The following is a 12862-nucleotide window of genomic DNA, read 5'->3' as shown; positions in this document are numbered from 1 at the left end:
CGGGACCCGGCCGTGACCCGGATGCCGTCGGGCCGTGACACCGGGGTCCGGGTGCCCGACCGTCGCACACACGCGCGCGTGGCTACGATGGGCCAGCCGGCGGCCAGCAGGGGCCGCGCGGCGACACCGACCCTCGGGAAGGCCATGCTGAACAAGTACGCGCGTGCATTCTTCACGCGTGTCCTCACACCGTTCGCCGCGTTTCTCATCCGCCGGGGTGTGAGCCCCGACACGGTCACGCTCCTCGGCACCGCCGGCGTGATCGCGGGCGCGCTGGTCTTCTACCCCAGGGGCGAGTTCTTCTGGGGCACGATCGTGATCACGCTCTTCGTCTTCTCCGACCTGGTCGACGGCAACATGGCCCGCCAGCTCGGCCGGACCAGCCGCTGGGGCGCCTTCCTGGACTCCACGCTCGACCGGGTGGCCGACGGCGCGATCTTCGGCGGCTTCGCGCTCTGGTACGCGGGCAACGGCGACGACAACGTCCTGTGCGCCGTCTCGATCTTCTGCCTGGCCAGCGGCCAGGTGGTGTCGTACACGAAGGCCCGGGGCGAGTCCATCGGCCTGCCGGTCGCCGTCAACGGACTCGTGGAGCGCGCGGAGCGCCTGGTGATCTCCCTGGTCGCGGCCGGCCTCGCGGGTCTGCACACGTTCGGCGTGCCCGGCATCCAGGTGCTGCTGCCGATCGCGCTGTGGATCGTCGCCGTCGGCAGCCTCGTCACCCTGATCCAGCGGGTCGTCACGGTCCGGCGCGAGTCGGCCGAGGCGGAGGCCGCCGCGGACCAGGAGGCGCAGGAGGCGCAGGGGGCACAGGAGTCCACGGGACACGAGGCGCAGGGGAGCGAGGCCGCGAAGTGAGCGCCCAGGAGCGCCTGACCGACGCGCTGTACGGCCTCGGCTGGAGCACCGTCAAGAAACTCCCCGAGCCCGTCGCCGTGCGCCTCGGCCGTACCATCGCCGACCTCGCGTGGAAGCGCCGCGGCAAGGGGGTGCGGCGGCTGGAGAGCAACTACGCGCGCGTGGTGCCGGGCGCGAGCCCCGAGCGCCTGGCCGAGCTCTCGCGCGCGGGGATGCGCTCCTATCTGCGGTACTGGATGGAGTCCTTCCGGCTGCCGGCCTGGAGCGCCGAGCGGGTCGGCAACGGCTTCGAGCCCAAGGACCTGCACCATCTGACCGACGGGATCGCCTCGGGCCGGGGCGTCATCCTGGCCCTGCCGCACATGGCCAACTGGGACCTCGCCGGCGCCTGGCTCACCACCAGGCTCTCGATGCCCTTCACCACCGTCGCCGAGCGCCTCAAGCCCGAGACGCTGTACGACCGGTTCGTCGCCTACCGGGAGGGCCTCGGCATGGAGGTGCTGCCGCACAGCGGCGGCAGCGCCTTCGGCACCCTGGCCCGGCGGCTGCGCGACGGCGGGCTGGTCTGTCTGGTCGCCGAGCGCGACCTGTCCGCCTCCGGGGTCGAGGTGACCTTCTTCGGGGACACCGCCACGATGCCCGCCGGACCGGCCCTGCTCGCCCAGCAGACCGGCGCGCTGCTGCTCCCCGTCACCCTCTGGTACGACGACTCGCCCGTCATGCGGGGCCGGGTGCATCCCCCGGTCGAGGTACCCGGGTCAGGTACGCGGGCCGAGAAGACGTCTGTCATGACACAGTCGCTGGCAGACGCCTTCGCCACCGGCATCGCCGACCATCCGGAGGACTGGCACATGCTTCAGCGGTTGTGGCTCGCGGACCTGGAACCCCGCCCGTCGGACGGGGACGCCGCGTGAGAATCGGCATCGTCTGCCCGTACTCCTGGGACGTACCCGGCGGCGTCCAGTTCCACATCCGCGACCTCGCGGAGTACTTCATCAGGCTCGGCCACGAGGTGTCCGTGCTGGCTCCGGCCGACGACGACACCCCGCTGCCGCCGTACGTCGTCTCGGCCGGCCGGGCGGTCCCGGTGCCGTACAACGGCTCGGTGGCGCGCCTCAACTTCGGCTTCCTGTCCGCCGCGCGGGTACGGCGCTGGCTGCACGACGGGGCCTTCGACGTCGTGCACATCCACGAGCCGACCTCGCCGTCGCTCGGCCTGCTGACCTGCTGGGCGGCCTCGGGCCCGATCGTGGCCACCTTCCACACGTCGAACCCGCGCTCGCGCGCGATGATCGCCGCGTACTCGATCCTCCAGGCCGCCCTGGAGAAGATCAGTGCGCGGATCGCGGTGAGCGAGTACGCCCGGCGCACGCTGGTGGAGCACCTCGGCGGGGACGCGGTGGTCATCCCCAACGGCGTCGACGTCGACTTCTTCGCCGACGCCGAGCCCCGCCCCGAGTGGCAGGGCGGCACGATCGGCTTCGTCGGGCGCATCGACGAACCCCGCAAGGGCCTGCCCGTGCTGATGCGGGCCCTGCCGAAGATCTTCGCCGAGCGCCCGGACGCCCGGCTGCTGGTCGCGGGCCGCGGCGACGAGAAGGAGGCCGTGGAGAACCTGCCGAAGGAGCTGCACGCGCGCGTGGAGTTCCTCGGCATGATCAGCGACGAGGACAAGGCGCGCTTCCTGCGCAGCGTGGACCTGTACGTCGCGCCCAACACCGGTGGCGAGAGCTTCGGCATCATCCTCGTCGAGGCCATGTCGGCCGGGGCCCCCGTGCTCGCCTCCGACCTCGACGCCTTCGCCCAGGTACTGGACCAGGGAGCGGCCGGCGACCTCTTCGCCAACGAGGACGCGGACGCCCTCGCCGAGGCGGCGGTACGGCTCCTGGGCGACCCGGAGCGCAGAGCCGGGCTGCGGGAGCGGGGCAGCGCGCACGTCCGCCGCTTCGACTGGTCGACCGTCGGCGCGGACATCCTGTCGGTGTACGAGACGGTGACGGCGGGCGCCGCCGCCGTCGCGGCCGAGGACGACCGGGGATCACCGGGCCTGCGGGCGCGGCTCGGACTGGCCCGGGACTGACCGCACCCCGCCACAGCCCCCCGGCCACAGCCCCCCCCCGGCCACCGCGCAGCCCGGCCACCGGCCGCCCCGCCGCCGTGAGGGTCACGGGTAGCCTTGCCGCCCGTGACCGCAACCCTGATCTGGACCCTTGTCGTCCTCGTCGCCATCGGCCTGTACCTGAGCTGGACGGCGGGGCGGCTGGACCGGCTGCACGCCCGTATCGACGCCGCCCGCGCGGCGCTGGACGCCCAGCTGCTGCGCCGCGCGTCCGTGGCCCAGGAACTGGCCACCTCCAAGGTGCTCGACCCCGCCGCCTCGATCGTCCTGTACGAGGCCGCGCACGCGGCGCGGCAGGCCGAGGAGGAGCAGCGGGAGGTCGCCGAGAGCGAGCTCAGCCAGGCCCTGAGGGCCGTCTTCGCGGACGCGGGGCAGCTGGACGTCGTACGCGCGGCGCCCGGGGGAGACGCGGCGGCCCATGAGCTCAACGAGGCCGTCCGCCGGGTCCCCATGGCCCGCCGTTTCCACAACGACGCCGTCGGCGCGGTCCGCAGACTGCGCCAGCACCGCAAGGTCCGCTGGTTCCGGCTGGCCGGCCACGCCCCCTTCCCGATGGCGTTCGAGATGGACGACGAGCCGCCCCCCGCCCTCGCGGACCGCGCGGCCTGAAACCGAGGGCAGGGCCGGTGTGCGGTCCGCATGATCGGCCAAAAGGATCCACGGGCTTTCCATTGGCCCTTGCTGTGGACTGGTCCACTCGCGTTTCCTCGGTGCTGCCGAAGCCCTCTTTTCCTACGAGTGAGGTCCCCCCGTGTCCAGCACGCTCTCCGCACACCAGACCCCCGAGACCGGCACCGCGCGCGTGAAGCGCGGAATGGCCGAGCAGCTCAAGGGCGGCGTGATCATGGATGTCGTCAACGCCGAGCAGGCGAAGATCGCCGAGGACGCGGGCGCCGTCGCCGTCATGGCGCTGGAGCGGGTCCCGGCGGACATCCGCAAGGACGGCGGCGTGGCCCGCATGTCGGACCCGAACATGATCGAGGAGATCATCGAGGCCGTCTCGATCCCGGTCATGGCCAAGTCCCGCATCGGCCACTTCGTCGAGGCCCAGGTCCTCCAGTCGCTCGGCGTCGACTACATCGACGAGTCCGAGGTCCTCACTCCGGCCGACGAGGTCAACCACTCCGACAAGTGGGCGTTCACCACCCCCTTCGTCTGCGGTGCCACCAACCTGGGCGAGGCCCTGCGCCGCATCGCCGAGGGCGCCGCGATGATCCGCTCCAAGGGCGAGGCCGGCACCGGCAACGTCGTCGAGGCCGTCCGCCACCTGCGCCAGATCAAGAACGAGATCGCCAAGCTGCGCGGCTTCGACAACAACGAGCTGTACGCCGCCGCCAAGGAGCTGCGCGCCCCGTACGAGATCGTCAAGGAGGTCGCCGAGCTCGGCAAGCTCCCGGTGGTGCTGTTCTCCGCCGGTGGTGTGGCCACCCCCGCCGACGCCGCGCTGATGCGCCAGCTCGGCGCCGAGGGCGTCTTCGTCGGCTCCGGCATCTTCAAGTCCGGCGACCCGGCCAAGCGCGCCGCCGCCATCGTGAAGGCCACCACCTTCTACGACGACCCGAAGATCATCGCGGACGCCTCCCGCAACCTGGGCGAGGCCATGGTCGGCATCAACTGCGACACCCTGCCCGAGGCCGAGCGCTACGCCAACCGCGGCTGGTAAGCACTTCCATGAGCCACGAAGCCCCTGTCATCGGCGTCCTGGCCCTCCAGGGCGACGTCCGGGAGCACCTCATCGCCCTGGCCGCGGCCGACGCCGTGGCCAGGCAGGTGCGGCGCCCCGAGGAACTCGCCGAGGTCGACGGTCTCGTCATCCCCGGCGGCGAGTCGACCACGATCTCCAAGCTCGCCGTCCTCTTCGGCGTGATGGAGCCCCTCCGCGCGCGGGTGCGTGCCGGGATGCCCGTCTACGGGACCTGCGCGGGCATGATCATGCTCGCCGACAAGATCCTCGACCCGCGTTCGGGCCAGGAGACCGTCGGCGGCATCGACATGATCGTGCGCCGCAACGCGTTCGGGCGGCAGAACGAGTCCTTCGAGGCCGCTCTCGACGTGCGCGGCATCGCGGGCGATCCGGTGGAGGGTGTCTTCATCCGCGCCCCCTGGGTCGAGTCCGTCGGTGCCGGGACCGAGGTGCTCGCCGAGCACGAGGGCCACATCGTCGCGGTCCGCCAGGGCAACGCGCTGGCCACCTCGTTCCACCCGGAACTGACCGGTGACCACCGTGTGCACGCCCTGTTCGTCGACATGGTGCGCGCGAACCGTGCGGCGGCGTCCTTGTAGGATCTGGGGGTCCCCTCAGGCTCCGCAGGCCCGGGGAGTTCGTCCAGGTTGGGTTACGCGAAGGAGACAGGCAGATGTCCGGCCACTCTAAATGGGCTACGACGAAGCACAAGAAGGCCGTGATCGACGCCAAGCGCGGCAAGCTCTTCGCGAAGATGATCAAGAACATCGAAGTCGCGGCCCGTACCGGTGGCGCGGACGTGTCCGGCAACCCGACGCTGTTCGACGCCATCCAGAAGGCCAAGAAGAGCTCGGTCCCGAACAAGAACATCGACTCCGCGGTCAAGCGCGGCGCCGGTCTCGAGGCCGGCGGCGCCGACTACGAGACGATCATGTACGAGGGCTACGGGCCGAACGGCGTCGCGGTGCTCATCGAGTGCCTCACCGACAACCGCAACCGCGCCGCCTCCGACGTCCGCGTCGCCATGACCCGCAACGGCGGCTCCATGGCCGACCCGGGCTCGGTCTCGTACCTCTTCAACCGCAAGGGCGTCGTCATCGTCCCCAAGGGTGAGCTGGCCGAGGACGACGTCCTCGGCGCCGTGCTCGACGCGGGCGCCGAAGAGGTCAACGACCTCGGCGAGACCTTCGAGGTCCTCTCCGAGGCCACCGACCTGGTCGCGGTGCGCACCGCGCTCCAGGAGGCCGGCATCGACTACGACTCCGCCGAGGCCAACTTCGTCCCGACCATGCAGGTCGAGCTCGACGAGGAGGGCGCGCGGAAGATCTTCAAGCTGATCGACGCGCTCGAGGACAGCGACGACGTCCAGAACGTCTTCGCCAACTTCGACGTCAGCGACGAGGTCATGGAGAAGGTCGACGCGTAGCGCTGCCGCGAGCCGGGCCGACCGAGAGGCTCAACGGGCCGACGGGACACACCCGTCGGCCCGTCGCTTTGTCAGTGGGACCCGCTAGCCTGCACAAACAGGCGATCGAAGGGAGGGCTCGTGCGCGTACTCGGGGTGGACCCCGGTCTCACCCGCTGCGGTGTCGGTGTCGTCGAAGGCGTCGCGGGCCGGCCGCTCACGATGGTGGGCGTCGGTGTCGTACGGACTCCGGCGGACGCCGAGTTGGGCCTGCGCCTGGTCGCCGTCGAGCAGGGCATCGAGGCGTGGCTGGACGAACACCGGCCCGAATACGTCGCCGTGGAACGGGTGTTCAGCCAGCACAACGTCCGCACGGTCATGGGCACCGCCCAGGCCAGCGCCGTCGCCATGCTGTGCGCCGCCCGCCGCGGCATCCCCGTCGCCCTGCACACCCCGAGCGAGGTCAAGGCCGCCGTCACCGGCAGCGGGCGCGCCGACAAGGCCCAGGTCGGCGCCATGGTGACCCGGCTGCTCCGGCTCGACGCGCCGCCCAAGCCCGCCGACGCCGCCGACGCCCTCGCCCTCGCGATCTGTCACATCTGGCGCGCGCCCGCACAGCAGCGCCTCAAGCAGGCGGTCGCCCAGAACCGCCTTCAGCAGGCCGTCGCCCTGCACGCAGCCAAGACCCCGAACGCATCGAAAGGCCGTACCGCATGATCGCCTTCGTCAGTGGCACGGTCGCCGCACTCGCCCCCGACGCCGCCGTGCTCGAGGTCGGCGGGGTCGGCATGGCCGTCCAGTGCTCGCCGAACACGCTCTCCACGCTCCGGCTCGGCCGCCCCGCCAAGCTCGCCACCTCCCTCGTCGTACGCGAGGACTCGCTGACCCTGTACGGCTTCGTGGACGACGACGAGCGCCAGGTCTTCGAGCTGCTCCAGACGGCGAGCGGGGTCGGCCCCCGGCTGGCCCAGGCCATGCTGGCGGTGCACGCGCCGGACGCCCTGCGCCGCGCGGTGGCCACGGGGGACGAGAAGGCCCTCGTCGCGGTACCGGGCATCGGCAAGAAGGGCGCCCAGAAGCTGCTGCTGGAGCTGAAGGACCGGCTGGGCGAGCCGCTCGGCGCCCCCGTGGTCGGCGCCCCGGTCACCAGCGGCTGGCGCGACCAGCTGCACGCCGCCCTGATCGGCCTCGGCTACGCGACCCGCGAGGCCGACGAGGCGGTCGCCGCCGTGACCCCGCAGGCCGAGGCCGCGGACGGCGCGCCCCAGGTGGGACACCTCCTGAAGGCCGCCCTTCAGACCCTGAACCGCGCCCGCTAGGAGACGTCAGTGAACTGGGACGACACGACCGAAGAGACCGCCCCGGAGCGGTTGGTCGGCTCGGTCGCCGACCGCGAGGACCAGGCCGTCGAGGCCGCGCTGCGCCCCAAGGACCTGGGTGAGTTCATCGGCCAGGAGAAGGTCCGCGAACAGCTCGACCTCGTGCTGCGCGCCGCCCGCGCGCGCGGCGCCACCGCCGACCACGTGCTGCTCTCCGGCGCCCCCGGCCTGGGCAAGACCACCCTCTCGATGATCATCGCCGCCGAGATGGGCGCCCCGATCCGGATCACCAGCGGCCCCGCCATCCAGCACGCGGGCGATCTCGCGGCGATCCTCTCCTCCCTCCAGGAGGGCGAGGTCCTCTTCCTCGACGAGATCCACCGCATGTCGCGGCCCGCCGAGGAGATGCTCTACATGGCGATGGAGGACTTCCGCGTCGACGTCATCGTCGGCAAGGGCCCCGGCGCCACCGCCATCCCGCTCGAGCTGCCCCCGTTCACACTGGTCGGCGCCACCACGCGCGCGGGCCTGCTGCCGCCCCCGCTGCGCGACCGCTTCGGATTCACGGCGCACATGGAGTTCTACGAACCCGCGGAACTCCAGCGCGTCATCCACCGCTCGGCGGACCTCCTCGACGTGGAGATCGACACCGCGGGGGCCGCCGAGATCGCCGGCCGCTCCCGCGGCACCCCCCGCATCGCCAACCGTCTGCTGCGCCGCGTCCGTGACTACGCGCAGGTCAAGGCGGACGGAAGGATCACCCGCGAGATCGCCGAGGCCGCCCTGAAGGTCTACGAGGTGGACGGCCGCGGCCTGGACCGTCTCGACCGCGGGGTCCTGGAGGCCCTGCTCAAGCTGTTCGGCGGCGGCCCGGTGGGCCTGTCCACGCTCGCCGTGGCGGTGGGGGAGGAGCGTGAGACCGTGGAGGAGGTCGCCGAGCCCTTCCTGGTGAGGGAGGGCCTGCTGGCCCGTACCCCGCGAGGCCGGGTGGCCACCCCGGCCGCGTGGGCGCATCTCGGTCTCACCCCGGCTCAGGGAAGTGGACAACAGGACCTGTTCGGGGCGTGACGCCGAGGGCCGCGGCGGAGGTGTTGGCCGGGTCAGGAACCCAGGTGCCATGCTGAGCGTTGTTCCATGCGCGCGGACTCGCTTAGACTCCGCCGATGCCGCCGTTGTCGGCAGCACACAACCCCCATCCAACAGGCCGCTCCACCATCGCGGTCGTCCGAAGGAAGTCCGTCCCGTGAGTCCTGTGACCCTCCTCCCGTTCATCGTGCTCATCGGGGCCATGTTCCTGATGACCCGGTCGGCCAAGAAGAAGCAGCAGCAGGCCGCCGCCATGCGAAACGACATGCAGCCCGGCAGTGGTGTCCGCACCATCGGGGGCATGTACGCGACGGTGAAGGAGGTCAACGAGGACACGGTCCTCCTCGACGCCGGTCCGGGCGTCGACCTGCTCTTCGCGAAGAACTCCATCGGTGCCGTCCTGACCGACGACGAGTACAACCGCATCGTCCACGGCATCGAGCACGACCTGAAGTCCGACTCCGACGTCGTCCCGGACGACGCCTCCTCCCTCACCGGGTCCGCCGAGAGCGACGACACCGTCGACGAAGCTGCCGCCTCCGACGACAAGTCCGTCGACCTCGGCAAGAAGGACGCGACCGACGAGACGCAGGAGAAGGCCGCCGACGAGCAGGCCGAGACCGCCGAAGAGCCGAAGAAGACCGACGGCGACTCCGACGCGAAGAAGTAGCCACGTCCCCGGCGCGCACGGGTCCCACCCGTCCGCGCCGGGGCGCGCGCATCTCGCCAGGGGATCCCGACACCATGTCATGGCCGCCGCCGCGCTGACCCGGCGTGAGGCGGCCCGAGAGGGAGTACGAGAAGGTGGCAGCACCTAAGAAGGGCCGGAGCGCGAGTGCCCAGAGCAAGCCAGGGCGCTCGCTGGCCCTGATCCTGATCGCCATCGTGGGGCTCACCGCAGGCATGTTCGCCTCCGGTCACACCACTCCGCGTCTGGGCATCGACCTCGCCGGCGGTACCAGCATCACGCTGGAGGCGAAGTCGGACCAGGGCTCAGCGATCAACAAGGCCAACATGGACACCGCGGTCGAGATCATGAACCGCCGTGTCAACGGGCTGGGCGTCTCCGAGGCGGAGGTGCAGACCCAGGGCAGTCGCAACATCATCGTGAACATCCCCAAGGGCACCAACTCGGAGAAGGCCCGGGAGCAGGTCGGCACCACCGCCAAGCTGTACTTCCGTCCGGTCCTGGCCCAGGAGGCCACCGGCGCCGCCGTCACCGCCTCGCCGAGCGCGTCCGCGAGCGGCTCGTCCAGCGCCTCGCCGAGCCCCTCGGCGAGTGCCTCCGGCACCGGTGAGAAGGCGACCTCCTCGTCCTCCCCCTCGGCCTCCGCCACCTCGCAGGGCCGCGCCGTCACCGACGGGCTGAAGGCCGACGCCACCCCTTCGGCCTCCGCCGACGCCGGGGCGAGCTCCTCCGCCAGCCCGTCGGCCTCCGCGAGCGGCGGCGCCGTCACCGCGGACGACGCCGCGCTCCAGGCCAAGTACGCCGCCCTGGACTGCTCGAAGGAGTCCGTCCGGGCCAAGGCCGGCGAGGGCGTCAAGCCCGAGGACACGACCGTGGCCTGCGGTGAGATCGACAAGGTCTGGTACAAGTACCTGCTCGGCCCGGCCGCCGTCGACGGCACCGAGGTCGACAAGGCCCAGGCGGTCTACGACACGCAGACCGCCGCCGGCTGGCAGGTCACCATGGACTTCAACAAGTCCGGCGCCAAGAAGTTCGCCACGATCACCGGCCAGCTCGCGCAGAACACCCAGCCGCAGAACGAGTTCGGCATCGTGCTCGACGGCAACGTCGTCTCCAGCCCGTACGTGAGCTCCTCCATCACCGGCGGCCAGGCCCAGATCTCGGGCAGCTTCACGCAGGAGGAGGCCCAGGGCCTCGCCAACATGCTGTCCTACGGTGCGCTCCCGCTCTCCTTCCAGGAGCAGAGCGTGACCACGGTGACCGCGGCGCTCGGCGGTGACCAGCTGCACGCCGGTCTGCTGGCCGGTGCCATCGGCCTCCTGCTGGTCGTGATCTACCTGGTGGCCTACTACCGCGGCCTGGCGCTCGTCGCGCTCGCCTCGCTGCTGGTCTCCGCGGCCCTCACCTACGTGCTCATGGCGCTGCTCGGCCCGGCCATCGGCTTCGCGCTGAACCTGCCCGCCGTCTGTGGAGCCATCGTCGCCATCGGCATCACGGCGGACTCGTTCATCGTGTACTTCGAACGCGTCCGGGACGAGATCCGCGAGGGCCGTACCCTGCGCCCCGCCGTGGAGCGGGCCTGGCCGCGTGCCCGGCGCACCATCCTGGTCTCCGACTTCGTGTCGTTCCTCGCCGCCGCCGTGCTCTTCATCGTCACGGTCGGCAAGGTCCAGGGCTTCGCCTTCACGCTGGGCCTGACCACCGTCCTGGACGTGGTCGTGGTCTTCTTCTTCACCAAGCCGCTGATGACGCTCATCGCTCGGCGGAAGTTCTTCGCGAACGGCCACAAGTGGTCCGGCCTCGACCCGAAGAGCCTGGGTGCCCAGCCCCCGCTGCGCCGCACCCGCCGTCCCGGCGGTCCCGCCGCCGGCCCCGTCGAGACGAAGGAGGCCTGAGCGATGTCGAAACTCGGTAACCTCGGCGCCCGGCTGCACCGTGGCGAGATCAGCTACGACTTCATCGGCCACCGCAAGCTCTGGTACAGCATCTCGATCCTGATCACCATCACGGCCATCGTCGGCCTGGCGGTGCGCGGCCTGAACATGGGCATCGACTTCCAGGGCGGCGCCGTCTTCACCACCGAGAAGACGAGCGTCTCCGTCTCCCAGGCCGAGGACTACGCCAAGGACGCGTCCGGCCACGACGCGGTCGTGCAGAAGCTGGGCAACGGCACGCTGCGCATCCAGATCGCCGGCATGGACATCAAGCAGTCCAACGAGATCAAGAGCGAGCTGGCCGACGACTTCAAGGTCGACCCGGAGACGATCACCGCCGAGCTGGTCGGTCCCAGCTGGGGCGACCAGATCGCCAGCAAGGCCTGGCAGGGCCTGGCGATCTTCATGGTCCTGGTCGTGATCTATCTGGCGATCGCCTTCGAGTGGCGCATGGCCATCGCGGCCCTCGTCGCCCTGATCCACGACATCACCATCACGGTCGGCATCTACGCCCTCGTCGGCTTCGAGGTGACGCCCGGCACGGTGATCGGTCTGCTGACGATCCTCGGTTACTCGCTGTACGACACGGTGGTCGTCTTCGACTCCCTGAAGGAACAGACGAAGGACCTCACCAAGCAGACCCGGTTCACCTACAGCGAGATCGCCAACCGGTCGATCAACGGCACCCTGGTCCGCTCCATCAACACCACGGTCGTCGCGCTGCTGCCGGTGGCGGGCCTGCTGTTCATCGGCGGTGGCTTCCTCGGCGCGGGCACGCTCAACGACATCTCGCTGTCGCTGTTCGTCGGCCTCGCGGCCGGCGCGTACTCGTCGATCTTCATCGCCACGCCGCTCGTCGCCGACCTCAAGGAGCGCGAGCCGCAGATCAAGGCGCTGAAGAAGCGGGTCCTGGCCAAGCGTGCCCAGGCGGCGTCCGAGGAGGCGCCCGCGCAGCACCGCGGCGACGACGTCCACCGCGACGAGCCGGAGGACGCCGAAGCCGCGGTCGTCGGACCGCGCCACCAGCCCGCGTCCCGGGGCCGGGGCCGCGGCCGTCCGTCGGGGAAGCGCCGATGACCGAGCTCACCGACATCACGGCGCTGCTGCACAGCCGCATCCGTGACGTGGCCGACCACCCGGAGCCGGGAGTGGTGTTCAAGGACATCACCCCGCTCCTGGCGGACCCGGTGGCGTTCACCGCGCTCACCGACACGTTCGCCGCGATCGCGGAGCGCACCGGCGCCACCAAGGTCGTCGGACTGGAGGCCCGGGGCTTCATCCTGGGCGCCCCGGTCGCCGTCCGGGCCGGCCTCGGCTTCATCCCCGTCCGCAAGGCGGGCAAGCTCCCCGGAGCCACCCTCGGCCAGGCCTACGACCTGGAGTACGGCTCGGCCGAGATCGAGGTGCACGCCGAGGACCTGTCCGCCGACGACCGTGTGCTGATCGTCGACGACGTCCTCGCCACCGGCGGCACCGCCGAGGCGGCGATCCAGCTCATCCACCGGGCCGGCGCCCAGGTCGCGGGCGTCGCCGTCCTGATGGAACTGGCCTTCCTCGACGGCCGTCCCCGCCTGGAGGCGGCCCTCGGCGGAGCGCCCCTGGAGGCACTGCTCACGATCTGAGCGCGGTCGTGGAACCGTCGTAGCCCGAGCGGGCGGGCCCCGGAGGAATTCCGGGGCCCGCCCCTTGTGTTTCTCCGGTAGACGGCCCTCACATCGGCCTGAAGGCGATCCCGGAGCCCGGGATCGCTACGATGGGTGCTCCGGAGC

General features: G+C 71.2%; 14 protein-coding genes. All 14 read left to right on the top strand.

All coding sequences use genetic code 11. From position 1 onward, the window contains the following. Positions 1–87 precede the first annotated feature (87 nt). Entirely contained in the window at positions 88–858 is a 771-nt protein-coding gene (pgsA, locus tag AOQ37_RS23935; RefSeq protein ID WP_078890329.1) for a phosphatidylinositol phosphate synthase, read from the top strand. Continuing rightward, positions 855–1772 carry a phosphatidylinositol mannoside acyltransferase gene (locus AOQ37_RS23930; RefSeq protein WP_062646717.1) on the top strand — a complete coding sequence of 306 codons (918 nt, stop codon included), beginning with the start codon at positions 855–857 and terminating at the stop codon, positions 1770–1772. Before pgsA ends, AOQ37_RS23930 begins: the two co-directional genes overlap by 4 nt. After that, a complete protein-coding gene (locus tag AOQ37_RS23925; RefSeq protein WP_062646715.1) occupies positions 1769–2938 on the top strand; it encodes a glycosyltransferase family 4 protein in 1170 nt (389 codons plus the stop codon). Before AOQ37_RS23930 ends, AOQ37_RS23925 begins: the two co-directional genes overlap by 4 nt. A gap of 96 nt (positions 2939–3034) precedes the next feature. Beyond that, positions 3035–3586 (top strand): LemA family protein, encoded by a 552-nt coding sequence (locus AOQ37_RS23920; protein ID WP_062646713.1) that lies wholly within the window; start codon positions 3035–3037, stop codon positions 3584–3586. 142 nt (positions 3587–3728) lie between these two features. Then, a complete protein-coding gene (gene pdxS / locus AOQ37_RS23915; RefSeq protein ID WP_062646712.1) occupies positions 3729–4640 on the top strand; it encodes a pyridoxal 5'-phosphate synthase lyase subunit PdxS in 912 nt (303 codons plus the stop codon). Positions 4641–4648: 8 nt separating this feature from the next. Beyond that, entirely contained in the window at positions 4649–5260 is a 612-nt protein-coding gene (pdxT, locus tag AOQ37_RS23910; RefSeq protein WP_062646710.1) for a pyridoxal 5'-phosphate synthase glutaminase subunit PdxT, read from the top strand. A gap of 74 nt (positions 5261–5334) precedes the next feature. Further along, a complete protein-coding gene (locus AOQ37_RS23905; protein ID WP_057606920.1) occupies positions 5335–6087 on the top strand; it encodes a YebC/PmpR family DNA-binding transcriptional regulator in 753 nt (250 codons plus the stop codon). A 120-nt stretch (positions 6088–6207) separates the two neighbouring features. After that, positions 6208–6783, top strand: coding sequence for a crossover junction endodeoxyribonuclease RuvC (ruvC, locus tag AOQ37_RS23900; protein WP_062646708.1), 576 nt, complete (start codon positions 6208–6210; stop codon positions 6781–6783). Then, on the top strand, positions 6780–7385 hold the full coding sequence (gene ruvA, locus AOQ37_RS23895; RefSeq protein ID WP_062646706.1) for a Holliday junction branch migration protein RuvA: 606 nt from the start codon (positions 6780–6782) through the stop codon (positions 7383–7385). The genes ruvC and ruvA overlap by 4 nt, the downstream gene beginning before the upstream one ends. A 9-nt stretch (positions 7386–7394) precedes the next feature. After that, on the top strand, positions 7395–8453 hold the full coding sequence (ruvB, locus tag AOQ37_RS23890) for a Holliday junction branch migration DNA helicase RuvB (RefSeq protein ID WP_062646704.1): 1059 nt from the start codon (positions 7395–7397) through the stop codon (positions 8451–8453). Between the two features lie 175 nt (positions 8454–8628). Beyond that, on the top strand, positions 8629–9141 hold the full coding sequence (gene yajC, locus AOQ37_RS23885; protein ID WP_062646702.1) for a preprotein translocase subunit YajC: 513 nt from the start codon (positions 8629–8631) through the stop codon (positions 9139–9141). 134 nt (positions 9142–9275) lie between these two features. After that, positions 9276–11054: a protein translocase subunit SecD gene (secD, locus tag AOQ37_RS23880; RefSeq protein ID WP_199825074.1), complete on the top strand. Its 1779-nt coding sequence runs from the start codon at positions 9276–9278 to the stop codon at positions 11052–11054. A 3-nt stretch (positions 11055–11057) separates the two neighbouring features. After that, on the top strand, positions 11058–12170 hold the full coding sequence (secF, locus tag AOQ37_RS23875) for a protein translocase subunit SecF (protein WP_062646700.1): 1113 nt from the start codon (positions 11058–11060) through the stop codon (positions 12168–12170). Beyond that, positions 12167–12715 (top strand): adenine phosphoribosyltransferase, encoded by a 549-nt coding sequence (locus tag AOQ37_RS23870; RefSeq protein ID WP_062646698.1) that lies wholly within the window; start codon positions 12167–12169, stop codon positions 12713–12715. The genes secF and AOQ37_RS23870 overlap by 4 nt, the downstream gene beginning before the upstream one ends. Positions 12716–12862 lie beyond the last annotated feature (147 nt).

It is taken from the genome of Streptomyces maremycinicus, from assembly GCF_001184025.1.
Lineage (GTDB): Bacteria > Actinomycetota > Actinomycetes > Streptomycetales > Streptomycetaceae > Streptomyces > Streptomyces maremycinicus.
This window is presented reverse-complemented; position numbering and strand designations above follow the sequence as displayed.